The organism is Streptomyces sp. NPDC030165, assembly GCF_055573595.1.
On record NZ_JBVIBD010000015.1, the window covers coordinates 88,895 to 114,129 of the forward strand.

At 69.2% G+C, this 25,235-nt stretch carries 20 protein-coding genes, 1 tRNA gene and 1 pseudogene; 12 read left to right on the top strand and 10 right to left on the bottom strand.

From position 1 onward, the window contains the following. Positions 1–178: 178 nt before the first annotated feature. Positions 179–853, bottom strand: a complete 675-nt coding sequence (locus ACZ4Z1_RS26555) for a copper chaperone PCu(A)C domain-containing protein (RefSeq protein WP_468489126.1) — start codon at positions 851–853, stop codon at positions 179–181. Between the two features lie 803 nt (positions 854–1,656). On the opposite strand from ACZ4Z1_RS26555, the gene ACZ4Z1_RS26560 reads away from it, so the two are divergent. The 8 genes and pseudogenes from ACZ4Z1_RS26560 (at position 1,657) to ACZ4Z1_RS26595 (ending at position 10,468) form a co-directional block, all read left to right on the top strand. After that, positions 1,657–2,139, top strand: a complete 483-nt coding sequence (locus tag ACZ4Z1_RS26560) for a CarD family transcriptional regulator (RefSeq protein WP_003953493.1) — start codon at positions 1,657–1,659, stop codon at positions 2,137–2,139. Between the two features lie 403 nt (positions 2,140–2,542). Then, positions 2,543–3,328 carry a 2-C-methyl-D-erythritol 4-phosphate cytidylyltransferase gene (ispD, locus tag ACZ4Z1_RS26565; RefSeq protein ID WP_468489127.1) on the top strand — a complete coding sequence of 262 codons (786 nt, stop codon included), beginning with the start codon at positions 2,543–2,545 and terminating at the stop codon, positions 3,326–3,328. After that, on the top strand, positions 3,321–3,827 hold the full coding sequence (gene ispF, locus ACZ4Z1_RS26570) for a 2-C-methyl-D-erythritol 2,4-cyclodiphosphate synthase (protein ID WP_468489260.1): 507 nt from the start codon (positions 3,321–3,323) through the stop codon (positions 3,825–3,827). The genes ispD and ispF overlap by 8 nt, the downstream gene beginning before the upstream one ends. A 104-nt stretch (positions 3,828–3,931) precedes the next feature. After that, positions 3,932–4,246 (top strand): annotated as a pseudogene (locus ACZ4Z1_RS26575) (PPOX class F420-dependent oxidoreductase); the annotation flags it as partial. A gap of 229 nt (positions 4,247–4,475) precedes the next feature. Then, the gene (locus ACZ4Z1_RS26580) at positions 4,476–5,567 is read left to right on the top strand and encodes an IS630 family transposase (RefSeq protein ID WP_468489128.1); all 1,092 of its coding nucleotides are present in this window, start codon (positions 4,476–4,478) and stop codon (positions 5,565–5,567) included. Positions 5,568–5,811: 244 nt separating this feature from the next. Then, on the top strand, positions 5,812–7,206 hold the full coding sequence (gene cysS, locus ACZ4Z1_RS26585; protein WP_468489129.1) for a cysteine--tRNA ligase: 1,395 nt from the start codon (positions 5,812–5,814) through the stop codon (positions 7,204–7,206). A 299-nt stretch (positions 7,207–7,505) separates the two neighbouring features. Next, complete coding sequence (gene rlmB, locus ACZ4Z1_RS26590) at positions 7,506–8,462, top strand: 23S rRNA (guanosine(2251)-2'-O)-methyltransferase RlmB (RefSeq protein ID WP_468489130.1); 957 nt, start codon at positions 7,506–7,508, stop codon at positions 8,460–8,462. A 338-nt stretch (positions 8,463–8,800) separates the two neighbouring features. Next, positions 8,801–10,468, top strand: a complete 1,668-nt coding sequence (locus ACZ4Z1_RS26595) for a DoxX family protein (protein ID WP_468489131.1) — start codon at positions 8,801–8,803, stop codon at positions 10,466–10,468. A 363-nt stretch (positions 10,469–10,831) separates the two neighbouring features. Here ACZ4Z1_RS26595 and ACZ4Z1_RS26600 read toward each other — a convergent pair whose 3' ends face one another. The 3 genes from ACZ4Z1_RS26600 to ACZ4Z1_RS26610 form a co-directional block, all read right to left on the bottom strand. Continuing rightward, positions 10,832–11,557, bottom strand: coding sequence for a nucleotidyltransferase family protein (locus ACZ4Z1_RS26600; protein ID WP_468489132.1), 726 nt, complete (start codon positions 11,555–11,557; stop codon positions 10,832–10,834). A gap of 30 nt (positions 11,558–11,587) precedes the next feature. Then, positions 11,588–12,007 (bottom strand): hypothetical protein, encoded by a 420-nt coding sequence (locus ACZ4Z1_RS26605; protein WP_468489133.1) that lies wholly within the window; start codon positions 12,005–12,007, stop codon positions 11,588–11,590. Positions 12,008–12,255: 248 nt separating this feature from the next. Next, on the bottom strand, positions 12,256–13,392 hold the full coding sequence (locus tag ACZ4Z1_RS26610) for an ABC transporter ATP-binding protein (protein ID WP_468489134.1): 1,137 nt from the start codon (positions 13,390–13,392) through the stop codon (positions 12,256–12,258). A 177-nt stretch (positions 13,393–13,569) separates the two neighbouring features. Between ACZ4Z1_RS26610 and ACZ4Z1_RS26615 the strand changes: the two genes are divergently transcribed. After that, a tRNA-Thr gene (locus tag ACZ4Z1_RS26615) sits at positions 13,570–13,643 on the top strand. 265 nt (positions 13,644–13,908) lie between these two features. Here the strand turns inward: ACZ4Z1_RS26615 and ACZ4Z1_RS26620 are convergent. The 3 genes from ACZ4Z1_RS26620 to ACZ4Z1_RS26630 form a co-directional block, all read right to left on the bottom strand. Further along, positions 13,909–14,883 (bottom strand): hypothetical protein, encoded by a 975-nt coding sequence (locus ACZ4Z1_RS26620; RefSeq protein ID WP_468489135.1) that lies wholly within the window; start codon positions 14,881–14,883, stop codon positions 13,909–13,911. A gap of 84 nt (positions 14,884–14,967) precedes the next feature. After that, positions 14,968–15,954 (bottom strand): SRA domain-containing endonuclease, encoded by a 987-nt coding sequence (locus tag ACZ4Z1_RS26625; RefSeq protein ID WP_468489136.1) that lies wholly within the window; start codon positions 15,952–15,954, stop codon positions 14,968–14,970. A 1,256-nt stretch (positions 15,955–17,210) separates the two neighbouring features. Beyond that, positions 17,211–18,086, bottom strand: a complete 876-nt coding sequence (locus ACZ4Z1_RS26630) for an AraC family transcriptional regulator (protein ID WP_468489137.1) — start codon at positions 18,084–18,086, stop codon at positions 17,211–17,213. Between the two features lie 173 nt (positions 18,087–18,259). On the opposite strand from ACZ4Z1_RS26630, the gene ACZ4Z1_RS26635 reads away from it, so the two are divergent. Further along, entirely contained in the window at positions 18,260–19,375 is a 1,116-nt protein-coding gene (locus tag ACZ4Z1_RS26635) for a M24 family metallopeptidase (RefSeq protein WP_468489138.1), read from the top strand. An 80-nt stretch (positions 19,376–19,455) separates the two neighbouring features. Here the strand turns inward: ACZ4Z1_RS26635 and ACZ4Z1_RS26640 are convergent, their stop codons facing one another. Together ACZ4Z1_RS26640 and ACZ4Z1_RS26645 are read right to left on the bottom strand one after the other, a co-directional pair. Continuing rightward, on the bottom strand, positions 19,456–20,469 hold the full coding sequence (locus ACZ4Z1_RS26640; protein WP_468489139.1) for a zinc-binding dehydrogenase: 1,014 nt from the start codon (positions 20,467–20,469) through the stop codon (positions 19,456–19,458). 207 nt (positions 20,470–20,676) lie between these two features. After that, positions 20,677–21,876, bottom strand: coding sequence for an NAD(P)-binding protein (locus ACZ4Z1_RS26645; protein ID WP_468489140.1), 1,200 nt, complete (start codon positions 21,874–21,876; stop codon positions 20,677–20,679). Positions 21,877–22,235: 359 nt separating this feature from the next. Between ACZ4Z1_RS26645 and ACZ4Z1_RS26650 the strand changes: the two genes are divergently transcribed. Continuing rightward, entirely contained in the window at positions 22,236–22,880 is a 645-nt protein-coding gene (locus ACZ4Z1_RS26650; protein ID WP_468489141.1) for a pentapeptide repeat-containing protein, read from the top strand. Between the two features lie 313 nt (positions 22,881–23,193). Here ACZ4Z1_RS26650 and ACZ4Z1_RS26655 read toward each other — a convergent pair whose 3' ends face one another. Then, positions 23,194–23,691: a hypothetical protein gene (locus tag ACZ4Z1_RS26655; protein WP_073759346.1), complete on the bottom strand. Its 498-nt coding sequence runs from the start codon at positions 23,689–23,691 to the stop codon at positions 23,194–23,196. A gap of 135 nt (positions 23,692–23,826) precedes the next feature. Between ACZ4Z1_RS26655 and ACZ4Z1_RS26660 the strand changes: the two genes are divergently transcribed. Continuing rightward, complete coding sequence (locus ACZ4Z1_RS26660) at positions 23,827–25,224, top strand: SGNH/GDSL hydrolase family protein (protein WP_468489142.1); 1,398 nt, start codon at positions 23,827–23,829, stop codon at positions 25,222–25,224. The last annotated feature ends 11 nt before the right edge of the window (positions 25,225–25,235 follow it).

Here is a 25,235-nt window from a genome sequence, read left to right on the forward strand (position 1 = left end):
CTCCCTCTCCTTTTCCCCCCCCCCCCCCCCCCTTCCCTCCCCCCCCCCCCCCCCCCCCCCCCCCCCCCCCCCCCCCCCCCCCCCCCCCCCACGGCGCTCGTGGTGGTACTGCGGTGGTGCTGTACGGCGATGGGGCCGCACGGCGGACGGTGCCGCGCCGACCGGACCCGCTACAGCGTCAGCGGCCGGCTTCCGGCGACTGCGGCGCGCCGTTGTTCGGCGAGGCGCTGCCGCCGGCGGTGGCGCCGGCCGTACCGGTCGGCGTGGCCGTCGCCGACGGGCTGCCGGACGGCGAGGCGGGGCTGCCGGACGGGCGCGGGGAACCGGACGGCGTCGGGACCTCGCTCGGGCCGAAGTCCTTGAAGTAGCTCTTGGCCGGGACGACGAACGCGCGCAGGGTGACCTTCCCGGCGGCGCTGAAGTCGAAGGTCACGGACTGCGCGTCGCCGTTCTTCACGGACTCGCGGCCGCTGTCCAGTACGGCGGAGGCGTTGTCCTTGCCGCCGATCACGATCGAGCCGCCGGCCGGGACCACGATCGGTCCGGTGCCCTTGGCAGGCGACAGCTTCGCTTCCTTGTTCGTACCGTTGACCTTGATGGACTCCAGCGTCTGGTCCTTGCTGCCGTTGTTGAACACGGTCGCGGTCACCACGGCCGGGCCCTCGGCGTCCGGCTTGGGCTGGGTGACGACGGAAGCGTTCTGGATCTTGAGGTCGCCGACGCTGGTCGCGGCGTTGTCCGGCTTGACCTGAAGCGTCTGGGCTTCGTTCCCGGCTCCGCACGCGGAGAGCGTGGCGATCGAGAGCGTGAGAACGGTGGCGGCGAGGACGCCGCGTCGAAGGCTGCGGCTCACGGCGGCGGCATCTCCTTGGACGAACTACGGCGGCCGAACTTCGAGCCCGGTCGCGGATGGGCGGCTGGACGGCCGTGCGCGGTCGCCGTACCGGCATCCGCGTAAAGCCGCCCTAAGGGTGTGTCAGCGCCGCTAGGTTACCGAGCCGCCCCCGGGCCGCCGCACCCGACCCGCCCCCAGGACGATCACACCCTCCTCACATCCTGTTCCGGCCCGCCCCGACGCGCCGCGCCCGCCCGCCGCCGTACGGCCGATTGCCACACACTGCCGACCCTCCCGGAGCTTTCCGGACCTGCTCCACGGAAGAACACGGAAGATCACGATCGGGGTCAGGAAGAAACCCGAATATCCGGCAAGCGGCTGTTCGGGTGATGCCCGGGCGGTTTCCCCCGAGGTAAATCGGCATTCGCAGGGAATGCGCCGGCTTCCCGGAATTGATCACCTGCGGTGGCCGGCGTGCGGTGGCGGTCCGGTGTTCGTGAGGTGATCACCTGGTGATCAATTCGCGAAACGGCGGACACCTGCTCTCCAGAACCGAACGGAGTAGCGGAACTGCGACATCCGGATTCCGGCAAAACGGGACGTACGGGCGCCGCTCCGGGCGCTTCCGGGGGTGTGAGGTACGTGTTTCAGGCTGCGCGCGAAGCGCCTCCGACCTGCGAATTCCTGCGTCCGGAGGGCCGTCGAAGCACGTTCCGGCCGCTGTTGTCAAGCCCCGAGATATGCCCTGACCTGCGAAAACGCCATTCAGAACGGCCCGTTCCCGTGTTAGCATGGATAGCCACGGAAGGGGTACCTGTCACATGACGTTCAAGGTTGGCGACACCGTGGTCTATCCCCATCACGGGGCCGCGCTGATCGAGGCCATCGAAACTCGCCAGATCAAAGGCGTGGACAAGACCTACTTGGTGCTGAAGGTCGCCCAGGGCGACTTGACTGTTCGTGTGCCAGCGGACAATGCGGAGTTCGTCGGCGTACGCGATGTGGTCGGCCAGGACGGGCTGGACCGGGTCTTCGAGGTGCTGCGCGCACCATATGCCGAAGAGCCGACGAACTGGTCCCGTCGTTACAAGGCAAATCTGGAGAAGCTCGCCTCGGGTGACGTGATCAAGGTCGCCGAGGTAGTGCGTGACCTGTGGCGCCGTGAGCGGGAGCGCGGTCTTTCCGCCGGTGAGAAGCGCATGCTCGCCAAGGCCCGCCAGATCCTGGTGAGCGAACTCGCCCTCGCGGAGAACACCAACGAGGACAAGGCCGAGGCTCTGCTCGACGAGGTCCTCGCGTCCTGACGACGTGCGAATGCCGCGGCGCCCGAGTGGCGGCCGACTCCGGCCAGGAGCGGTCAGTTGCCGGGCGCTGCGGCATATCCGCAGCGGCTTCCCGCATCCGTAAGGGCGTCGGTACATACGGCTGGCGTACGCACGGAAGCGGAAGCTCGCGTGCGGAAGCCGTGCACCACTACACAACCCTGTAATCGTTCCCCGTGGTGACCGCCCCCGTGCTCGTCCCCGAAAAGATCCGCCGTCGTGCCCGCTCATGGCGTGCCGGGCCCGGGCAGCTGTCCCGACCGGTGTCACGGAAGGGTCCGGATCGGGGCGTCGCGCCCGGCACACTGCGGCCATACCCATGTCGGCTCAGGAAACAAACCTGTCTGCGCTAATTCCGGGGACTCCCCGGGCTTCGGAGCAACCGATGTCAGACGTATCCCCAGATTCCGCCAACCCCTCCGGCACGCCCCGGCTCCGCACCGCGGCCGTCATCCCGGCCGCCGGACGCGGCGTACGGCTGGGGCCGGGCGCCCCCAAGGCACTCCGTGCGCTGGGCGGCACGCCCATGCTCGTCCACGCCGTACGCGCGATGGCCGCCTCCCGCGCCGTCTCCCTCGTCGTGGTCGTCGCCCCGCCGGACGGCGCCACCGAGGTGCGCAACCTGCTGGACCAGTACCCGCTGCCCGAACGGACCGACCTGCTGGTCGTCCCCGGAGGCGAGACCCGCCAGGAGTCCGTCCGCCGCGGCCTGGAGGCCCTGCCGGAGGCGATCGACGTGGTGCTGGTGCACGACGCCGCCCGGCCTCTGGTCCCCGCCGACACGGTGGACTCGGTGATCGCCGCCGTACGGGACGGCGCCCCGGCCGTGGTGCCGGCGCTGCCGCTCGCGGACACCGTCAAGCAGGTCGAACCACGCACCGGCGAGCAGGCCGGCGAGCCGGAGCCCGTCGTGGGCACGCCGGAGCGCGCCCGGCTGCGCGCCGTACAGACTCCGCAGGGCTTCGACCGGGCGACCCTGGTCAAGGCCCACGAGAGCATCGCCCTCCAGGGTGACGGCGCGACCGACGACGCCGGGATGGTCGAGCAGCTCGGCGCCCCCGTAGTGGTGGTGCCCGGACATGAAGAGGCGTTCAAGGTGACCCGGCCGCTGGACCTGGTCCTCGCCGAAGCCGTGCTCGCCCGTAGGAGGGCCACCGATGGGTATGTATGAACCGCAGTTGCAGATGATGCCGCTGGTGGGCGTCGGCACCGATGTGCACGCCTTCGAGAAGGGCCGCGAACTGTGGGTGGCCGGCCTGCTCTGGGACGACGAGGCGAGCGACGGGTACGGCCTCGCCGGGCACAGTGACGGCGACGTCGCCGCGCACGCGGCCTGCGACGCGCTCTTCTCGGCCGCCGGCGTCGGCGACCTCGGCGCGCACTTCGGCACCAGCCGCCCGGAGTACTCCGGCGCGTCCGGGGTGACGCTGCTGTCCGAGGCCGCCCGCATCGTACGGGCCGAGGGCTTCATCGTCGGCAACATCGCGGTGCAGGTCATCGGCGTACGCCCGAAGGTCGGCAAGCGGCGCGCGGAGGCGCAGAAGGTCCTGTCGGAAGCGGCCGGCGCCCCCGTCTCGGTGTCCGGCACGACCTCGGACGGCCTGGGCCTGACGGGCCGGGCGGAGGGGCTGGCGGCGGTGGCCACGGCGTTGGTGCTGCCTGCGAGGTAGGAGCGGCGAGACGGGCGGGTGGCGGGTGGCCCGGTACGGGAACTCCTTGCCCGTTACGGGAGTTGAGCAGGGTGGCAGGGACCGCTGCGCATGGAGGGACGGCTGTGTCCGCTGAACATGCCGAGCGCGCTGCGCCCGCCGAGCTGCCCGCCCCTCTCAAGGCCCTCCTCGACAGCCCGGTCTTCGTCACCGTCGCGACGGTCCAGCCCGACGGCAGCCCGCAGCTCTCCCCGGTCCGGGCGAAGCGGGACGGCGACGGCGTCCTGTTCTCCACCACCGCGGGCTGCCGCAAGGCGCGGAATCTTCAGCGGGACCCCCGTGTCACGCTGCTCGTGCACCCGTCCGACGCGCCGTACGCATACGCGGAGATACGCGGCCCGGCCGTCCTGAGCAGCGAAGGCGGCCGGGAGCTGATCGACTAGGGCGCTTCTGATGGATCTCCGTGGCCTCGCGACGCCCGGCGCGCACCCTCGCCGCACGGCGTGAAGGGACTGGTGGCTCCGCCACGTGACCCTTCACACCGCACTCCCCCAAGCTCTTCGAGCAGGGGCCCCCAAGCGCACGCACCGAACGCCGCTCGGTGCCCTCCACGGAGATCCATCAGAAACGCCCTAGTGACCTGAGTCGGAGATTCGTCGTTGGTTGGGTATGAGTCGTCCGGGTCCGAAGATTGCGCCGTTGTCGGTCACTGATGTCCAGCGGGTGGTGCTGGAAGGGTGGGTGCGCAGGCGTACGACGGCTCAGGCGCTGGCCCTGCGGTGGCGGATCGTGCTGGAGTGCGCCGAGGGACACTCGATCCTGGAGGTCTCCCGCCGGCTGCGGATCGCTCCGGACACGGTCCGCACCTGGCGGCGCCGTTTCCTTGAACGGGGCCTGGAGGGCCTGTGCGACGCCCCTCGTCCCGGTGTGCCCCGGAAAATCACCGACGCGGATGTCGAGCGGGTCATCGTCAAGACGCTGGAGGAGAGGCCGAAGAACGCCACCCACTGGTCGACGAGGTCGATGGCGGCGGCCACGGGCATGTCCCAGTCGGCGGTCTCGCGGATCTGGCGGGCGTTCGCCCTGGCCCCGCACCGGGCGCAGACCTTCAAGCTGTCCACCGACCCGCTGTTCATCGACAAGGTCCGCGACGTCGTCGGCCTCTATCTTGATCCGCCGGAGAAGGCGCTGGTGCTCTGCGTGGACGAGAAGTCGCAGATCCAGGCGCTGGACCGTTCCCAGCCCGTCCTGCCGATGGTGCCCGGTGTCCCTGAACGCCGCAGCCACGACTACATCCGGGCCGGCACGACCACGCTCTTCGCCGCCCTGGAGGTCGCCACCGGCAAGGTCATCGGCTCCCTGCACCGCCGGCACCGGGCAGCGGAGTTCAAGAAGTTCCTGGCCAAGCTCGACCGGGAAGTCCCTGAAGGCCTTGATGTCCACCTGATCCTGGACAACTACGCGACCCACAAGACGCCCGACATCAAGCGGTGGCTGCTGGCACACTCCCGCTTCCACCTGCACTTCACGCCGACCAGCGCGTCCTGGCTGAACCTGGTCGAGCGGTGGTTCGCCGAACTGACACCCAAGAAGCTCCGGCGCGGCGTCCACCGCTCCGTCCAGGCTCTTGAACGCGACATCCGGGCCTGGCTCGCCGTCTGGAACGAACACCCCACACCATTCGTCTGGACGAAGACCGCCGACGAGATCCTCGACAAAGTCGCCGCATACTGCCGACGAATCTCTGACTCAGGTCACTAGCTGTCGTACACCTACACGGGCAAGCCGTACGCGGAGGTCAACCCCGGCGTGCCGGACAACGGGGAGCGTGTCGTCGTACGGATCACCGCGCGCAAGGCGGCCGGCCGGCTCTGAACCCGGGACGTCCGGCCGGTCCGTCGCGGTGTCCGTGTGCGGCGCTGCCGCTCGCGGCGAAATGTCACGCTTCTGTGTCCGTGGTCCCGGTGGTCGCGGGGCACTGTCCGGTTCGGACTACCCTTGATGCGTGACTATTCGGCTGTACGACACCAGCGCCCGGCAGACTCGCGATTTCACCCCGCTCACGCCGGGCTGTGTCTCGATCTACCTGTGCGGCGCGACCGTACAGGCCGCCCCGCACATCGGGCACATCCGGTCGGGGCTGAACTTCGACATCATGCGCCGCTGGTTCCTGCACCGCGGCTACGACGTGACGTTCATCCGGAACGTGACGGACATCGACGACAAGATCATCACGAAGGCCGCCGAACAGGGCCGCCCGTGGTGGGCCATCGGCTACGAGAACGAGGTCGCCTTCAACACGGCCTACGACACGCTCGGCTGCCTGCGCCCCACCTACGAGCCGCGCGCCACCGGCCACGTCCCCGAGATGATCGAGATGATGCGGGGACTGATCGACCGCGGCCACGCCTACGCCGCGGACGGCAACGTCTACTTCGACGTGCGCTCCTTCCGGGACTACCTGGAGCTGTCCAACCAGGAGCTGGACAATCTCCTCCAGCCCTCCGGCGACAACGAGACCGGCAAGCGCGACCCGCGCGACTTCGCCATGTGGAAGGCGGCCAAGCCGGGCGAGCCGAGCTGGGAGACCCCCTGGGGCCGCGGCCGTCCCGGCTGGCACCTGGAGTGCTCGGCGATGGCGCACAAGTACCTGGGCACCGCCTTCGACATCCACGGCGGTGGCGTCGACCTGGTCTTCCCGCACCACGAAAACGAGATCGCGCAGGCCAAGGCGTACGGCGACGACTTCGCCGCGTACTGGTGCCACAACGCCTGGGTGACCATGAGCGGCGAGAAGATGTCCAAGTCGCTGGACAACTCGGTGCTGGTCTCGGACATGGTCAAGCGCTGGCGCCCGATCGTGCTGCGCTACTACCTGGGCACCCCGCACTACCGCTCGATGATCGAGTACAGCGAGGAGGCGCTGCGCGAGGCCGAGTCCGCGTTCGCGCGGATCGAGGGCTTCGTCCAGCGCGTGGTGGAGAAGGCCGGCCCCGTGGAGCCCGCCGCCGAGGTGCCGCCGGCCTTCGCCGAGGCGATGGACGACGACCTCGGCGTACCGCAGGCGCTCGCCATCGTGCACACCACCGTCCGCCAGGGGAACTCCGCGCTGACGGCCGACGACAAGGAATCGGCCGTCGCCCGCCTGGCCGAGGTCCGCGCCATGCTCGGCGTGCTCGGTCTGGACCCGCTGGACGAGCAGTGGGCGGGCGGCGGCACGGACCGCGGCGAGGACCTGCACGGCGTCGTCGACTCGCTGGTCAGGCTGGTCCTGGAGCAGCGCCAGGCGGCCCGTACCCGTAAGGACTACGCGACCGCCGACGCCATCCGCGACCAGCTCCAGCAGTCCGGGCTGGCCATCGAGGACACTCCTTCGGGTCCGCGGTGGTCGTTGTCCTGAGGCGATCTGTGATCCTTGGCCCGGGGTGATCCCGGGCCCGAGGTGATCCTCGGCCTGACGGGGCCTCGGCCTGAGGTTCCCTCGGCCTCGCGGCCCTTAAAGCTGCCGGTCACCGCCCTGGTGGCCGGTCCCGCCCGGCCGGTGCCCGTACCGGTCGTATCGGCCGGGTGCCCGCACCGGCGGGTGCCGGTTGGCCGTACCGGCCGCCTCCGGGCGACACTTCTTGCAGACACACATCCGTACGTACGTATCCACTCCACGTCGCGAGACGTCGAGAGCAGTGAAGAGACAGGTGACCCATGGCCGGCAACAGCCAGCGCAGGAACCGCCGCACGTCCAACAAGAAGGGTATGCAGGTCGGCAGCGGTGGCCAGCGGCGCCGGGGCCTGGAAGGCAAGGGCCCGACCCCGCCCGCGTCCGCGCGCAAGGGGCATGTGAAGAACCGCATCGCCAACGCCCAGGCCAAGCAGGCGGCCAACCGGCGCCCGGCCCCGCGGCGCGGTGGCGCCAAGGGCACCTCGGAGCTGGTCGTCGGCCGTAACCCGGTCTTCGAGGCGCTGCGCGACGGCGTGCCCGCGACGACGCTGTACGTGCAGCAGTTCATCGAGAACGACGAGCGGGTGCGCGAGGCGCTGCAGCTCGCCGCCGACCGCGGCAACATCAACCTGATGGAGGCGCCGCGCCCCGAGCTCGACCGAATGACCAACGGGCTCAACCATCAGGGCATGGTGCTCCAGGTGCCGCCGTACGAGTACGCGCACCCGGAGGACCTCGCGGCCGCCGCCTTCGACGACGGCGAGGACCCGCTGATCGTCGCGCTCGACGGTGTCACCGACCCGCGCAACCTCGGCGCCGTGGTGCGCTCGGTGACCGCGTTCGGCGGGCACGGCGTGGTCGTACCGGAGCGGCGCGCCGCCGGCATGACGGCCGGCGCGTGGAAGACCTCGGCGGGCACGGCGGCCCGCACGCCGGTCGCCCGCGCGACGAACCTGACGCGCGCCCTGGAGGGCTACCAGAAGGCGGGCATGACCGTCGTGGGCCTGGCGGCGGACGGCGAGATGGAGCTCCAGGACCTGGAGGTGCTGGACGGCCCGGTCGTCATCGTCGTCGGCAGCGAGGGCAAGGGCCTGTCGCGGCTGGTCGGCGAGACCTGCGACGTACGCGTACGCATCCCGATGCCGGGCGGTGCGGAGTCGCTGAACGCGGGCGTCGCGGCGGGCGTGGTGCTGTGGGAGGCGGCGCGTCGGCGCGGGTGAGTCCGTGCCTGTAGGTGCCTGCGTCCGTACGTCGGGGGCGGGGCGGTCGGGTGACGAGGGCAGGGCGGCGGGGTGGTGAGGGCGCGCGGACGGGAGCTCCGGACCGCGCGCGCTCCGTACCGGAGCATTCCACCCTCTCCCGCCTTCTTTTCGTACGACCGTGCGAACAGTCCTCCGGAAGACTGTTCGGCGGCCCGTATGAAACCGCGCCGCCGGTGCGCCGGAGCGGCCTGGCGGAGGTCACCCGCAGGACCGGCGGGGATCTCACGTTCCCTTGACGGGTCTCGGACAGATCGAGGCGGTCAAGGCAGTGTCTTAAACGCGGGTCACTCGGTTAGATGAGCGTGGACACCAGAACACCCCGCACGCCTACGGGGGGACGCTCGCCGGGCTTCGATGACGAGCCGGTGCTGAGCTCGGTCAAGGTGCCGTGCGATCCCGCGCAGGTCATTGTCAATCACGCCAGCTTCCGCGTGCAGCTCGCCGCGCCCGCCGCGCCCGCCGCGAGCGGCGGTGCCATGGCCGACACCGCGCGCATCCCCGTGGTCCGGGAGCCGGCGGGCGGCAGACGCCGCGCACCCGTGGTGTGGAGCGGCCGCACCGAACCGGGCGGCACCACCGCCGCGACCAGCCAACTTCTCCATGCCGTAAGGAAGTCGGGCCGGACCACGGTCACCGCCGAGCACAGCGACGACATCGGCACCACGACCCAGGTCCTGCCCCGGGTCCGGCTCGACGATGAGCAGCCCGTCACCGGCACCGGCTCCGGCGGCCCCGCCTCGACCGTGGTCGGCCAGCGCGGCCCCGTGGACGCCGACACCACCCTCCTCAAGGGCGTGCGGCCGACCACCGGCGCCTACGACCACTACGACGACGAGCCGCCGTACTCGGACGAGGAGACGGCGGCGTACGAGCGGTACGGCGACGGGCCCAAGCGGCGCGGCGGCGACACAATCCGGCACGCGTACTACCCCGGCCGCCGGATGAACCTCGGTGTCGTACTGCTGCCGCTGCGCGTCTTCCTCGGCTTCATCAGCGTGTACGCGGGCATGGGCAAGCTCTGCGACCCCGTCTACTTCGACGGCGGCGAACGCGGCTCGATGGTCAAATGGCTCCAGTCGCTGGACCCTTGGTCCCTCGTCGCACCGCTCCGCGACTTCGCGCTCTCGCACCCCGTGGGAGCCGGCCTGACCGTGGCCTTCCTCCAGGTCGTGGTCGGCGTGCTGACCATGTGCGGACTGTGGCAGCGGGTCGCCGCCTCGTTCGGCGCGCTGCTCTCCGCGGCCCTCCTGATGACGGTCAGCTGGCGCACCGTACCGGTCTACGACGCGCCCGACATCATCTACCTCGCCGCCTGGAGCCCGCTGATCATCGCGGGCGCGCCCGTCTACTCGATGGACGCCCGCCTCGCCGGCGAGGCATGGCGGCGGCTGGGCCCACGCGTCGAGCTGTGGGACCTGCGGCGCCGGGTACTGCGCCGCGGCGCCGTCCTGACGGCCGTGGTCGCCGGTCTGACGCTGCTGGTCGGTTCGCTGCTGGGCGGTGCCGTACGGTCCGCCTCGGTGCCGTCCGTACCGGAGCCCGGCGAGCCCGCGACGAACAACCTCCCCGGCTCGCCGCTGCCGCAGCAGTCCCGGCCCGGCGGCTCGAAGGCGCAGCACGACCCCGGGCACATCGGCAAGTCACCGAAGCACCCGGGCAAGCCGTCGGCGGGCGCCTCCCGCAAGGCGGGCTCCCCGAAGGCGAAGACCCCCTCGGCCTCGGCCCCCGGTACGGCACGGGCCACCGGCAGCGTGAGCGGCTCGGCACCGGACTCCGGCCGCGGCTCCAACGGCACGCCGTCCCGCCAGTCCGCACCGACCCGGGCCCCGGCGACGACCCCCCAGGCGCCGTCCGTCGGCGGCACGGCCGGGGGCACCAACGGCGGCGCGAGCGAGAGCGGTTCGAGCAGCTCCAGCAGCGGCAGGGGAGGGCGTGGGGGGACGCTGGGCGGGTTGCTGGGATGAGGCGAGGGGAGGAGGGGGGCGGGGAGGGGGCCGTGGCCTCGCGGGGCTTCTGAAGGCCTGTGGGGCTCGGCCTCGTCCTAGTTCCTCGCGAGCCCCCTCCTCGGCCCTCCTGGCCTCTTACGGCCCTTCTCCCGGCTCTCCTGCCCCTCTCCCGGGCCGTCCCGGGCCCTCAATAGGCCCCAGTCCCGGCCGCTACGGATGAACGAACCGCCCCACGGCCTCGGCCGTGGGGCGGTTCGTTGCGGTCTGGTACGGGCCTGTGGGGCTGCACGGACCGCACGTACTGTACGGGCTCTACGGGCTCTACGGGCTCTACGGGCGGGCCGTGCGGTCCAAGTGGGCGTGGTCCAGGTGGTGCACCCCTCAAGCGCCCCGCGCGCCGAGCTCCTTCGCAGCCTCGGTGAGGTCCTTGGCCGTATCGATGGCGCGCCAGTAGGCGCCGTTCGGCAGGGGGAAGCCGGCCAGTCGGCGCTCCCGGGCCAGGCGGGGGAAGGTGGTGCGCTCGTGGTCCCCGCGCGCGGGCAGCAGCCCGGTGAAGGCGGCGGAGAAGACGTACACACCGGCGTTGATCAGATAAGGCGAGGGCGGCGACTCGATGAAGTCGAGGACGTGGCCGAACTCGTCGGTCTCCACGGCGCCCCAGGGAATGCGCGGCCGGGCCAGCGCGAGCGTGGCGTCCGCGCCGCGCTCATGGTGGAAGTCCGCCATCTCGCGCAGCGAGAAGCGGGTCCAGATGTCGCCGTTGGTCGCGTACCAGGGCTCTTCGGGGCGGGGCAGCGAGGCGGCGGCGTACTTGAGACCGCCACCGCGACCGAGTGGTTCGGTCTCGACAACGGTTGTGACACTCAGGGGGAGTTGCGTCTGGGACAGCCAGTCCTGGAGCACCTCGGCGAGGTGGCCGCAGGAGACGACCGCGTCCGTGACGCCCTCGGCGGCCAGCCACGCGAGCTGGTGGCCGATGATCGGGGTCCCGGTGCCGGGGATCTCGACCATCGGCTTGGGACGGTCGTCGGTGTACGGGCGGAGTCGCGAACCCTGGCCTCCGGCCAGGACCACGGCCTGCGTGGGGTACGGGTACGGGGCTGTCATGGTTCGCACCCTATGCGGTGCGAGCCGGGCTCACTGGACAGAGGCGACGCCGGTGGCGAACGACGTATCGCAAACGGGCCGGGACCAGGCCTGCGCACGGTGCGCGGCACCGCCGTACTTGGCGACCGCGGCACGGCCGAGGGCGCGCGCGATGGCCACGCAGTGCTTGGCCAGCGAGGGGCGCTTGGTGGTCTCCTCCTGGAGGTGGGTCAGCGCGACACCGGGGTTCTTCTCCTGGAGTTCCACCAGGAGCCGGTCGCGGAGCACGTCCTGCGGCGCCCGGGAACGCGCCTTGGTGGAGGCGTTCTCGGAGGACGCGGTCAGCATCTGCGAGTCCGTCCCCGGCGAGGCCCACGGGACGCGGGTGACCGCGAGCGTCCCGGACAGGACGAGCACGACGGGAAGGACAAGGGCGAGGGTTCGGCCGATACGGCGGGCTGCGGAGTTCACGGGGTGATGGTAGCGAGTAGTGATGATTTGGCGACATTTAGTCACCGAATCGAGGGATCTTTTCGCTGGATGCGTGCACGCGATGTTGACGTACAGGCTCGAAATGACGGCTCTGCCGGGGTATTTGTCGACAAGGCGCGTACGGCGGCCGACGCCGGCCCGCGGACGCGCCCACGTACACGAAGCGGCGGTGCCGTCCCCGAAGGGACGACACCGCCGTGATCCGACCGCCGAACCGCCCGGCTGCCTCAGTCGCTGAGCCGCTCACCCGTCGACGTGGAGAAGACGTGCGTCTCGCCCGGCCGCGGCACGACGTGCAGCTCGGTGCCCTTCTCCGGCACCTGCCGCCCGTTGACGCGTACGACCAGGTCCTTGTGCTCGTCACCGACGACCGCGGACCCGTACACGTACCCGTCCGCGCCCAGCTCCTCGACGACGTTGACGGTGACGGCCAGGCCCGCCGGTGCGTCCGCGGCCTCCTTGGAGAGCGACTTGGCCGCGCCGCCGTTCTGCTCGACGATGTCGAAGTGCTCGGGCCGGACGCCGACGGTGACCGTACGGTCGCCCCTGTCGGCAGCGGCGGCCAGCGCCTCCCGGCTGACCGGCACGACGCTGTTGCCGAACTTCACGCCGCCGTCGGTGATCGGCACCTCGACCAGGTTCATCGCCGGCGACCCGATGAAGCCCGCGACGAAGAGGTTGCTGGGCCGGTCGTACATGCTGCGCGGCGAGTCGATCTGCTGGAGCAGCCCGTCCTTGAGGACGGCGACCCGGTCACCCATCGTCATGGCCTCGACCTGGTCGTGGGTGACGTACACGGTGGTGATCCCGAGCCGCCGCTGCAGGCCGGCGATCTGCGTACGGGTCTGCACGCGCAGCTTGGCGTCCAGGTTGGACAGCGGCTCGTCCATGAGGAACACCTGAGGCTCACGCACGATGGCGCGCCCCATGGCCACCCGCTGCCGCTGACCACCGGAGAGCGCCTTGGGCTTGCGCCCCAGGTACTCGGTCAGGTCCAGGATCTTCGCCGCGTCCTCGACCTTCTGCCGGATCTCCGCCTTGTTCACGCCCGCGATCTTGAGCGCGAAGCCCATGTTGTCGGCGACGGTCATGTGCGGGTACAGCGCGTAGTTCTGGAACACCATGGCGATGTCCCGGTCCTTGGGCGGCAGGTGGGTGACGTCCCGCTCCCCGATCCGGATCGCGCCGTCGTTGACGTCCTCCAGTCCTGCCAGCATCCGCAGCGACGTGGACTTGCCGCAGCCGGACGGCCCGACCAGGACGAGGAACTCGCCGTCCTCGATCTCGATGTCCAACTTGTCGACGGCGGGCTTCTCGGAACCCGGGTAGATGCGGGTTGCCTGGTCGTACGTGACCGTAGCCATGACGTGTCCCTTCACCGGCAGGAACGTGCCGGACGATCCGAGTAAAAGGAGTGGTGTAGTCCACTGCTGCGGACTGCCCGTGACGCTACCCGCGCCGACGCCCGGTGTCAGTAGCCCGCGGGTCACGAAATAGCGGCGCCAGGTAGGCTTCCTGCCTGGGTACACTGCACCAGGCACGCCTCCTTAGCTCAGCTGGTCAGAGCAACGCTCTTGTAAAGCGTAGGTCGTCGGTTCGAATCCGACAGGGGGCTCTGAGGGAGGGAAGCCCCAGGTCGCAGCCGTGACCTGGGGCTTCTCGCTGCCACTTAATCCGACGGCGGCCCCAGGCGCGTGCGTCCTTGCTGCTCCTGGTCTCAGTTTGCGGCCACAGAACCTCACCGATCCGAAGCGCGACCTCCCGCGCCAGTGGGTCCGTCGACTTCACGTAGGGCCGGGTCGCGCTCAGGTGGAGGTGTCCCATGGTCTTCATGTCCGTGGGCATACCGACCCCAGCTCAGTCGTGATCGTGTGCTGCCGTTACACGGTAGGCAGCGCGAAATATGGGTCAGGCCAAACGACTGAACCGTCCACGCTTGCCTGATATACGTGCGCCATCAAGAGCGCACTTGGATTTTCGGCGTCATATTGTAGCTCTGATCGCCCTGCTTTGGCCGGAACCCACTTGTAACCAATCTTGGGGCCCATGCTCGTGTCGATGTCGAGATATTCAATCCCCAGAAGCCGGCACACATGCTCGAATTCTTTGTTGTCGCCAAGGTTTCCATTGAGGTAATCTTTAAGGCGCGAGCATATGTCTAGCATGGCTTTACCTCTTTCGCTGATTCGGTATACGCCTCCCGTTAGGTAGTCGCTTTCAACCATCTCGAACAGAAACAGGCGTTGAATCTCATCCTTCAGAACGGGCGTGCTAATACCTAGTGCCTTGGCCGTGCTCGTCAGGTTTGTGAATCCGTGGTGTTTGACATGCGATAGGATGCTGAGCGGGTAGCCAGGGCGCGTGGAAGTTGCGAAACGTGCTACGTCGGTGGCCGTAAGCCCACCCAGTGTCACGTACAGAAGGAGGTCCCTCGTCATCTCCTCTTTCAGAGACCGGTAGATGCTCTTTCGGGCGGTCTCGTCGTCCGCGTCGAAGTCCCCCGGTATCCAAAATACGCGCAGCCGAGAAAGCCTGCCACCCAGAGGCGTGGCCTTATACGATCCAGCTACTTCAGCCACCCTTGCCTTATTCGCTGTCGAGTGTCTGGCTACGTAGACGGCCGCCGATATGTCGTTTTCCGTGAGGAGAGTTCGTAGGTCCTTATCGATGCCGTCGCGATTATGCGTCCAGAGGGTCTGACCGGATACGGCTTTGGACCAATCCTTGGCGAGTTCGCAGGAGAAGTCGAAGAGGTTGCGTTGCCCCTCCTTATAGGTGTAGAGGCCGGACTTGGATGTAGTTTCCATAATATCCAGGGCGGCGTCTGACAAAAATTCATGTTCCGGTGAAGGCATACTATTTCCCTCCAGTAGCTGTGTGCCCCCGCATTTGGCTAGCCGAGCCGCTAAATGCCTGATTGTGTGAATTAGTCGTCAAGGTCAAAGTGTGCGGCGACCCGATTGATGAAACGTTCCTTCTTCTCGATAGATCAGTTTTATGTTCTCCCTCTTCAGTAGATCTTGCAAATCTGAGTTCGGCTTCTCGGGGAGTACTACTGCCAGGGTTGGGTCTGGCGGATTGATATGGCGACAATAGTCCTTCAACTGTCCAATAGCCATGCGGATCTCCTGTCGATCACTAGACCCCTTGATCGCGTACAGTACGTGATCGGTGGCGTCATAGAGATCGGTTTTCAGAATCGAAGTGGTGTCAGCAATTCTGATCTGGTAAACGAAAATCTCATGCTGTCGAACCTCGAGAAACTCGCGAAATGCTAGCGAAATCTGTGTTTGGCGGTGCTCGGCCATCGTACTTGGTTGTGCTGAGCGGAGGCTGGATTTCTTGCCCCTTGCGGGCTCCGTCATCGAACCCGCCAATACGTCGGCAGATACTCGCCTTGCGTGTGTCTTTTCTGCGGGTGGGAGTATGTCTTGGCTTACATGCTGGACTGCCCCAGCCGGGCGAAGTCGAAATACAATGATTCGTCGAGAGTTGCCTTCTGGGTCGCTCGCCTCACGAATCGTATATGGAAGGTTGGCGTCGAGCCGGAATTCGCCAAGGTAACGCTGCTGCTTCGCGGCAGAGCTAGATCCGGGCACCTTTCCCGCTGCAATGAATAGGTGGAGAACCCTGCCATCTTCGACGTGTTGCAAGATAGCTTTGTTTCGGGATCCTGCTTGTCCTAGAAACGTCTGGTCGCCGATGCGCCCCCTGCCGGTGTACTCAAAGATCGGGCCTTGCTCGTCCTCCTCTGCCAACCAACCGTCTTGGTAGCCGTACTCCTTGCCACTGTCGTGGTCGGTGTAGATGAGGATGCTCGGAGTGGTCGTCGAAGGGACGATCCCCTCGCGTTCTCCTCCTCCGAAGACGCGCTGCATCTCCGCACGGGTGGTGAGCTGGCCGGGCTTGATCGGGATGTCGGTCATGCCTAGAAGCTATCGGACACCGGTGACATCGAAGGCTGACTTCAACGTCTTGAATAAGACGCAAGCTTGGCAAGGGGTGGCAGCCTCGCTGCCTTCCTCTGCTCGGCACGTGAGACAGTGCACAGCACTGGGGCGGCAGCGAAGTGTTGAAGCGGTGGCAAGCAATCGGTGGTCTCCCGATCAGAGCTTAGTCTCGTGCGGGACAGGGGCGCAGAGCGCGAGCAACGTGCATCTGCAGCTCACGCTCATCTCTGCACAACTTAGGCCACACATAGGTGGTATATGCCTGTTCAGGCGATACGCCAGGCGATATTGCGCCATCGTTCTGCGTCTATTTGCCCTGGGGACTCTCCGTGAACCGGACTCTCAACGTCACGTGACCCCTGTGACAAGGACGTGCGGTTACCTTCCAAACAGGCAGAGCCCCTGGAGTCGTGTGCGTAGCTTCCGAGGAGCGTCGATGGATGTTCTGCTTGAGACTCTGGGGGCTTCTCGAGAGCATGGCCGTCGTAGCTACCTGTTCTCACTTCTGGTCTCAATCATGCATGAGTCCCGAGTGATTTGCGGAGGTACGTTGCAGAGTGGGGGTGCACTCGGCCTGGCGCGTTGACGACCGCAGACGGTAGCGGACCGCGAGCGCAGGTCGTCGGTTCGAAATCGGCAGGGAGCTCTGAGACTGAGAAGCCCGCAGCTCGTGCTAGTTCGCCCCCTTCCGCTACGGCTCTGCCCTCGGGGCAACAGGTGGAGCGGCTGACTCGCCGAGCGGCTGCTCTCCTGTTTCATGTGAGGCGGGCCAAGTCGTTGGGCGTTGCGTTACGCAGGCTGCTGTTCTTGTGCGTGGCCGGCCTGGTCAGCGTTTCTCCTCAGGTCACGGGCAGGTCCCGGCGGCGGCTCCGCTCTCTCGCGCGCTCGTTCATGCAGGCGCCCGCAGCCAACCCATCCACAAGGCGAGTGGGCTGTTCGGTGGTCCCGGGAGGACGCCGATCTACTCCGTGGTCAGGGAAGGGAACGACCTATTCCTTCCGATGACGTCATTCCGGTCGAGTACCTCGGCGCCGATGGAGATCCGTATGCGAACGGGGCCGTCCAGGTGCCCTTCGGCGCCAGAGCTGTGGGGCAAGGGCGGGCTCTTCCTGTTGGGCGCGGTCGTTGGGGGGATGGTTGGACGTGCTCAGCCTCGCCGGTGGGTTGGGCGGGGCTGAGTGCAGTGCTTGGGCGATCGTTTCCCGCGGATGGGAGGATCGCTCCTTCACCCGTCAGTCGGAGACCTTCACCCGCTCCACCGGAATCCATAGTTCAGTGTCCGCCTGTGTGCCGTCTTCCGTGAGGTGGGTGCGGAGGATTTCGGGGCCTGGCCTGCTCTGGTACGGATTGGAGGGGAACCACTGTGTGAATACGTCGCGCCACAGGGTTTGCAGGGCCTCCGGGAACGGTCCGGAGTTTTCGAAGACTGCCCAGGTTCCCGGCGGGACGGACAGCGTGTCCAGTTCGGTCTCCGGGGCATTCGCCTGTGTTATCACGCCGTGGTAATAATCGAGTTCGGTGCCCTCCGCCCGGCTCGGGTCGAGGTCGTCGCAGACGGCCACGATTCCTTTCGGGCGCTGGTCGGAGAGGGCGGTGATGCGTTGGATCGTCTGCTGGTCGATGCCTCTGATGAACTCGGCGATCGCCGGATTCGCCCCCTGGTGGACGAGGGGGACCCGCGCCTTCTTTCCGACGACGTAAAACTGTTCCTTCTCCACGACCCGGTACCGCATACTGCTGCTCCCTTCGACAATGAGGCGGAAGGACATCCGGGGCTGGGAACGCAGCGTCGCGCCGTTCCGCCGGGCTTCGCCCGGGCCCACACCGTGTACGGCCCGGAAAGCCCGCGCGAACGCTTCGCCCGAGCCGTATCCGTACCGCACCGCGATTTCCAGCAGTGTCCGGTCCCGGGCGAGCACCTCGGCGCCCGCGACCGTGAGCCGTCGGCGGCGGATGTATTCCGACAGCGAAATCCCGGCGAGCGTGGAGAACATACGGCGGAAGTGGTATTCCGAGGTCATGGCGATTCTCGCCAGATCGGTCACCTCGATCTGGCGGCAGATGTGTGCCTCGATATGTTCCAGGGCTTCGTTCAGCCGCTCCAGCACTCCGGTCTCCTTCCCTCAACCCCATGACGTTAGGAAGACTGCATGGTCCCGCACCCGACATCTTGAGCCCGGTTCGGTCGGGTACGGGGCGGGAGGGCGGGGGAGCCGGTTGGGCTCTTTGTGTGGCGTGTTCGGTGGGGTGGCATCCGCGCGTAGCGGCTTAGGTTCTCGTCATGGCGACTTCGATGAGGGCTGAGGATTTCGAGCGGCGGATGACGCGGGCGGCCCGCGCCGCGGAGGACGCTGGGCTGGCGGGGGTGATCGTGACGCCGGGGCCGCTGATGGTGTGGCTGTGCGGGTACACGCCGGCGCGGTTCAGGGGGTTGGTGACCGCGCTGGTCGTTCCCGCGCAGGGGCAGCCGCGCTTGCTGGTACCGGCGGATGAGAAGACTGTGGCGGAGGAGGCTGCGGGGGCGGGTGCGCTGGTGGTGTCCGCTTGGGCGGAGGGTGCGGACCCGTACGGTCTGATGGCCGAGTGGCTGGGGAGGAGTGGCCGTTACGGCGTTTCGGACATGACATGGGCGCGCGATCTGCTGGCCTTGCAGCGTGCCGCGCCGGGGACCTCGTACATCGCGGTGACGGAGGCGCTGCCGATGCTGCGTGCGGTCAAGGACGCCTTCGAGGTGGAGCGGCTGGCGGCTGCCGCGGCCGCCTCGGACGCTGTGTACGAGGCGGCCCTCGGCCTGCGCTTCGCCGGGCGGCGGGAGAGCGAAGTCGCGGGTGACGTAGCGGCGTTGATGACCGAGTACGGGCACGAGGTGATCGCCTTCGCGGTCGTCGGGTCGGGTCCCAACGGTGCCGAACCGCGGCACGAGGCGGGCGAACGGGTCATCAACAGCGGTGACATGGTGGTGCTCGACTTCGCCGGGCTGAAGGGCGGGTACGGCTCGAACACCGGGCGGACCGTACACGTAGGGCCGCCGTCGGCCGAGGAGCGCAAGGTGCACGGTGTCGTTCGGGAGGCGCAGCAGGCCGCCTTCGAGGCGGTACGCCCGGGGGCGGCCTGCCAGGAGATCGACCGGGCGGCCCGGCGCGTCATCAAGGCGGCGGGTTACGGGGAGTACTTCACCCACCGTACGGGCCGAGGGGTCGGTGCCCTCACGCACGAGCCGCCCTACCTGGTGGAGGGTGAGCAACTGCCGTTGGTCCCGGGGATGTGCTTCTCGGTGGAGCCGGGGATCTACCTTCCTGGGCGCTTCGGTGTGCGGGTCGGGGACGTGGTGACGTGTACGGAGACGGGTGGGGTGTGGTTGAACGGGAGTGATCGGGGGTTGGGGGTGGTGGGGTGAGGGGAAGAGGGGAGGGAGAGGGGGTTAGGGGCCCTGTAGGTCCGTATGGCTCGGGGCGTCGGGTGGCTCGGGGCGTCGGGCTACGGGATGAGGACGACCTTGCCCATCGTGCCGCGGTTTTCCAGGGCGCGGTGTGCTGCTGCCGCCTCGGCGAGGGGGAAGCGCTGCACGTCCGGCACGAGGCGGCCGGCCGCCGCCTCGGCGAGGGACGCGGTCTCCAGTGTGCGCATCGGGTTGTCACCGCCTGCCTTGGCCATCATCGCCGGGCCGAGTACGGATTCCGAGGTGATGCCGCGTTCGGCCAGCTCGCCCTCGGCGAACTCCAGCGGGCCGCCGCTCAGCAGGCCGCCCGAGGACCAGCCGAAGACGAGGTGACGTCCGCTGCGGGCGAGCAGGTTCACGGCGGCGCGGCCCGGTTCGCCGCCCACGGAGTCGAAGACGAGGGTGGCTCCGGGGGCGTCACGCCCGTCCAGGAATGCGCGTACCTCGGTGGGCCAGTCGGCCTCCTTGTAGTCCACGGCGAGGTCGGCCCCCAGCTTCCGTACGCGTTCGGTCTTGACCGGGCCGCCCGCGAGGCCGATGACGGTCGCGCCGGCGTTCTTCGCGTACTGGACGAGCAGGGAGCCGATGCCGCCGGCCGCCGCCGGGATGATCGCGATGTCGTCGGTGGTGAGGTCGGCGAAGAGCAGGATGCCCATGGTGGTGCGGCCGGTGCCGATCATGGCTACGGCCTGGGCTTCGTCCAGATTGCCGGGAATGCCGTGAAGCTTTTCGGCATCGACGACGGCCTTCTCGGCATAGCCGCCCGGGTTCATGCCCAGGTGGGCGACGACCCGGCGGCCCAGCCACGCGGGGTCCGTGCCCTCGCCGAGGGCGTCCACCGTGCCTGCGACCTCCCGCCCGGGGACGGTCGGCAGGTCGGGGAGCGGAGCGGGGCCGCCGGTCATGCCCTCGCGCAGGGCCGTGTCGAGCAGGTGGACGCCTGCCGCCGCCACAGCGATCCGGACCTGGCCGGGGCCGGGACGGGGGTCTTCGACCTGCTCGTACGTGAGGTTCTCGGCGGGGCCGAAGGCGTGCAGGCGGATCGCGTGCATGGTGGGCTCCTGGGGAGGGTGGTGGCCGTCCGCCGGGTGGGCCGGCGGGCGAACGGGCGGGCGGGCCGGCGGACGCGCGGGTGTTGGTGAGGTGCGGCCTGCCGGAGTCGGTGCCGGTGCCGTTGGTCGTCATCCTGCTTCCTCAAGTTTGGTTGAGGTCAAGCCCGGGGCGGGTGGTGGGAGCTTCTGGAGGCGGGGGAGGGCGGGTCAGGAGGACCGGAGGCGTGAGGGGGTGTGGGGTGGGGTGGTGCGACCGGTAGCGGTGGTGCCGGTGGAACGGAGTGCCAGAGTGCTTGCCTCCAGGGCGCTGCTGAACGACACCTCACTGAGTACACCGGGTGCCGCCACCTGGTCACCGGCCAGGTAGATGCCGTTGCCGCGGTCCACGGAGGGGCGGTCACGCCAGGTGGTGCCCGGTAGGTCCACTGCTCCCGTACGGCCGAGGGCCAGGGCGTCGCGGCGCCAGGTGAGGCGGTCGCGCCAGCGCGGGAAGCCGGCGTCCAGCAGGAGTTCGGCGCGGGCGATGCCGTCGGCGCGGTTCTCGTCGGGGCCGATGCCGACCTGGCACTGGAGCAGTTCCTCGCCGTACGGGGCGAGGGAGCGGTCCTGTGTGGTGAAGCGCTCGACCCAGCCCGGGAAGTCGAGCCCCGAGATCGCGAACAGATCGCCGCGCCGGGACCGCAACGCGACGTCGAGCAGCGCCGTACGGGCGCTTTCCCAGCTCAGACGGTCGTCCTTGAGCAGGGCCCGGGCCGAGTCGAGCTGCGTCGCGACGATCACCGGGCCGTCTTCGGGGAGGACGTCGACGCGGGCGCCCGTCTCGATGCGTACGCCCAGCTCGCGGGCCCGGTCGGACATACGGGCGATCAACTCGCCCCAGCCGCCCCGGATGTAGTGCGCCTCAGGAGGGAGCGCGGTGGTGCGGCGCAGCCGCTCCTGCGCGAACGCGGCGGACAGCAGGCCGGGGTCGTGGTGGAAGGTGGCGACGCCGATGTAGTGGGCGGCGGCGCGCGCCGTCTCCTCGCCCACCTGAGCGGCGGCCCAGCTGAAAAAGTCCTGGTCGGCCGGGGCGTTCCGGCGTCCGCGCAGCTTGAGCAGGCCCACCGGGGGGACGCGGTGGAGCGTTCCGTTCCGGTGGAAGCGAATGCGGGTTGCGGGCAGGAGTGGCAGCGGGGCGAGCGGCTTGAGCAGGTCCCGCTGCTTGAGCCAGGTCCAGTGCGGGCCGCCGTTGTAGAGGGCATGGGGGCCTTCGTTGGTGCGGTACGGCCGGTCGGCGGTACGGGCGCGGCCGCCGAGTGAACGGTGCGCCTCGTAGAGGGTGACCGCGGCGCCGCCTTCGGCGGAGGAGATGGCCGCGGTCAGGCCGGCGAAGCCGCCGCCGATGACGGTGATGTGGGGTCGTCGCATGGTGGGTGCTCCTCGGAGTCGGTGGTGAGCGTGTGGGCTTGCGGATGTGTCGATGTGCGGGTGTGCGCGGGTCTTCGTCGAGGGGACGGGTGGGGTGGCGGCGGTTGTGACATGCGTGCGGATGTGAGGGAGTTTCCGCTGGTCAGAGCGCCTGCCCGGGGGATTGTCAGTGGGGTGGTCCACGATGGGGGCAGTTGGTGGCGCGGGCCGGGTGGATGGACTGGACTGGAAGGCGGTGGGCGGTCGTGAGGGAGCGTGACGGCGGAGCGGGGCGGCCGGTGCGGCGGGACGGCGGCGGGCGTTCGGTCCGAGGGGAAGGGGCGGGGCGTTCGGCCCGGCGGGACGGAGCGGGGCGTCCGGTGCGGGAGGTGCGGCGGCCGACGGTGCGGTTGCCGGAGCTGAAGCCGTACGCGGGCGCCGAGTTGGAGGTCGAAGGGGACTACGACGGGTCGGAGTTCGCGGATGCCGACCTGGCGGGGCAGCCGGGGCGCGGGGCCCGGTTCATCGACTGCGCGGTACGGCGGTGCGCGCTGGACGAAACCGTCTTGAGCCGGGCGCGGTTCATCGACAGCGTGCTGGACGGGGTGCGCGGGGTCGGGACGGACCTGTCACAGGCGTCGCTGCGGGACGTCGAGGTCCTGGACGCACGGCTCGGCGGCGTCCAGATGCACGGGGCGGTGCTGGAGCGGGTGCTGGTGCGCGGCGGGAAGATCGACTTCCTGAATCTGCGCAAGGCGAAGCTGAAAGACGTCGCCTTCGAGGGGTGCGTGCTGGTGGAGGCGGACTTCGCCGGCGCGGAGCTGGAACGGGTGAGCTTCGACGACTGCACGCTGTCCCGGGTGGACTTCAGCGGCGTACGGATGCGCGATGTGGACCTGCGCGGGGTGGCCCGGCTGGACATCGCCCGCGGGATCGACCGGCTGGCGGGCGCGGTGATCAGTTCGGCGCAGCTGATGGACCTGGCCCCGGCGTTCGCGGCGGAGATAGGGGTGCGGGTGGAGTGACCAGGGGAAGCGGTGGGGAGTGAGTTGGGGGGGGCTCAGCGGGGCGGGCTCATGGGAGCGGGCTGGGGAAGAGGGATTCGGCTGACTGGCCGGGGAGGGGAGTGACGGGGCATGGCAACGCTCAGGAGGGGGACGGCCGGGCGGACGTCCGGATGCGGGAGCGAAGTGACCGGGCGGGCGTCCGGACGCGGCGACGAGGTGCTCAGGCGGGCGTGCGGATGTGGTGGTGAGGTGTTCGGGCGGGTGTCCGGAGGTGGAGGTGGGGTGCCCGGGCGGGTGTCCGGGCGCGGGTGTGAGGTGTTCGGGCGGGCGTTCAGACGCGGGGGAAGCGGGCTTGGAGGTCCCATACGGCCGGGTTGTCACCGAGTCCGTCGTGCAGATCGGTGAGGTCGGCGATCAGGTCGTGCAGGAAGTCGCGGGCCTCGCGGCGCAGGGCGGAGTGCTGGAAGGTGAGCGGGGCTTCGTCGGCCGGCATCCAGTCGGCGTCGACGTCCACCCAGCCGAAGCGGCGTTCGAAGTACATCCGGTCCGCCGATTCGGTGAAATCAAGCTCCGCGAACTGCGGCTGCGCTGCGCGGTTGCCGAGGGGGTCGCGGTCGATCCGTTCGACGATGTCGCACAGAGCCCAGGCGAAGTCCAGCACCGGCACCCAGCCCCAGGCGGTCTGGACCTCACGGTCCGCCTTGGTGTCGGCCAGGTAGACGTCGCCGCAGAAGAGGTCGTGGCGCAGGGCCCGCACGTCCGCGGTGCGGTAGTCCGTCTGCGGCGGGTCCGGAAAACGGCGGGAAAGGGAGTAGCCGAGGTCGATCACGTTCTTGATGGTGTCACGATCGTACGTTCGGCCGCGCCGCCACGGTCGGCGTGAACGGACAGGCGAGGCAGCGAACCAGCGAGGCAGCTGGCCAGCGGATCAACGGATCAACGAGGCAGAGGGTGGGGATGGATCATGACGGGTTCTCTGGTCAGACGCTCGGGCGTCGCACTGCTCGCCGCCGCGGTACTGGCGGCGTTACCGGTACTCGGTACGGAGCGGGACACGGCCGCGGTGGCCGCGGCGACCACGGCGGCGCCCGTGGTGGGGGCCGCCGGGGCGGGGGAGAGACCGGCGGAGAGCGGCATCGGCAGCGACTGCGGCCGCGGCAGCAGCGGTGGTGAACGGGGCCATGAGGATGACCACGGCAGCGGGCAGCGGTGGCGAGGAGGCTGGGCGGCCTCCGCGCAGGCGCCGCACGAGTCGGTTCCGGACTGGTCGAGGCAGGGTTTCACCGATCAGACGGTCCGGCAGGCGGTCCGGGTCAGTACGGGCGGCGCCCGGGCCCGTATCGAACTGTCCAACCGCTACGGACGTACGCCGCTGACGGTGACCGGCGCGACCGTCGCCCGTACGGGCAAGGGGGCGTCGGTGCAGGACGGGACCGTACGGCACCTGCTCTTCAAGGGGCAGCGGTCGGTGACCGTGCCGGCGGGCCGCGAGGTGCGCAGTGACGGGCTGCCGATGAAGGTCAGAGCGCTGGAGTCCCTGACGGTGACGCTGTACCTGGCCGGACCGACCGGCCCTGCCACCTTCCATCCGGCGGCGTTCGCCACGACGTACCGCGCGACGGGCGATCACCGCGCGGACACCGGGGGCGCGGCCTTCAAGGAGAAGTCCCGGTCCTGGTACTACCTGTCGGGAGTGGAGGTGGCCGGCGGCAAGGGTGACGCCTGCCGGAGCGCGGTGGTGGCGTTCGGAGACTCCATCACCGACGGCTACGGGTCGACGGTCGACGCGAACCGCCGCTATCCGGACGTGCTGGCGGAGCGCTTCGCGGCCACCGGGCATCCGCGCAGCGTGCTCAACCAGGGCATCGGCGGCAACCGGGTCACCGCGGACTCGACGTGGGCCGGGGAGAAGGGCGTGGCCCGCTTCCGGCACGACGTACTCGGTGAGCCGAACGTGGGCACGGTCATCGTGCTGGAGGGGATCAACGACATCGGCGCCAGCGCCTCGCCGGACTGGCCCGGCGGCCCGGCCCCGGACGTGTCGATCGCCCAGCTCATCAAGGGGCACCGCGCACTGATCCGCCAGGCACACGCGGCGGGGGTGAAGGCGGTCGGAGCGACGGTGACGCCGTTCAAGGGCGCCGCGTACTACTCCGAGCGGGGCGAGGACAAGCGGGACGCGCTCAACGAGTGGATACGCACCTCCGGCGAGTACGACGAGGTCGTGGACCTGGACCGGGCCCTGTCCGACCCGGCCGACCGGGACCGCCTGGCCGCCGCCTACGACTCCGGTGACCACCTGCACCCGAGCGACGCCGGATATCGCGCGATGGCGGAGGCGGTCGACCTGGACGAGCTGTGACGTAGGTGGGC

Excerpts from the sequence above, each read along its gene's own strand:
- ACZ4Z1_RS26660 (WP_468489142.1), top strand. The coding sequence starts at position 23,827 with ATGACGGGTTCTCTGGTCAGACGCTCGGGCGTCGCACTGCTCGCCGCC.
- ispF (WP_468489260.1), top strand. The coding sequence starts at position 3,321 with ATGTATGAACCGCAGTTGCAGATGATGCCGCTGGTGGGCGTCGGCACC.
- ACZ4Z1_RS26560 (WP_003953493.1), top strand. The coding sequence starts at position 1,657 with ATGACGTTCAAGGTTGGCGACACCGTGGTCTATCCCCATCACGGGGCC.
- ACZ4Z1_RS26625 (WP_468489136.1), bottom strand. The coding sequence starts at position 15,954 with ATGACCGACATCCCGATCAAGCCCGGCCAGCTCACCACCCGTGCGGAG.
- ACZ4Z1_RS26610 (WP_468489134.1), bottom strand. The coding sequence starts at position 13,392 with ATGGCTACGGTCACGTACGACCAGGCAACCCGCATCTACCCGGGTTCC.
- ACZ4Z1_RS26600 (WP_468489132.1), bottom strand. The coding sequence starts at position 11,557 with ATGACAGCCCCGTACCCGTACCCCACGCAGGCCGTGGTCCTGGCCGGA.
- ACZ4Z1_RS26595 (WP_468489131.1), top strand. The coding sequence starts at position 8,801 with ATGAGCGTGGACACCAGAACACCCCGCACGCCTACGGGGGGACGCTCG.
- rlmB (WP_468489130.1), top strand. The coding sequence starts at position 7,506 with ATGGCCGGCAACAGCCAGCGCAGGAACCGCCGCACGTCCAACAAGAAG.
- ACZ4Z1_RS26580 (WP_468489128.1), top strand. The coding sequence starts at position 4,476 with ATGAGTCGTCCGGGTCCGAAGATTGCGCCGTTGTCGGTCACTGATGTC.
- ACZ4Z1_RS26645 (WP_468489140.1), bottom strand. The coding sequence starts at position 21,876 with ATGCGACGACCCCACATCACCGTCATCGGCGGCGGCTTCGCCGGCCTG.
- ACZ4Z1_RS26635 (WP_468489138.1), top strand. The coding sequence starts at position 18,260 with ATGGCGACTTCGATGAGGGCTGAGGATTTCGAGCGGCGGATGACGCGG.
- ACZ4Z1_RS26640 (WP_468489139.1), bottom strand. The coding sequence starts at position 20,469 with ATGCACGCGATCCGCCTGCACGCCTTCGGCCCCGCCGAGAACCTCACG.
- ispD (WP_468489127.1), top strand. The coding sequence starts at position 2,543 with ATGTCAGACGTATCCCCAGATTCCGCCAACCCCTCCGGCACGCCCCGG.
- ACZ4Z1_RS26620 (WP_468489135.1), bottom strand. The coding sequence starts at position 14,883 with ATGCCTTCACCGGAACATGAATTTTTGTCAGACGCCGCCCTGGATATT.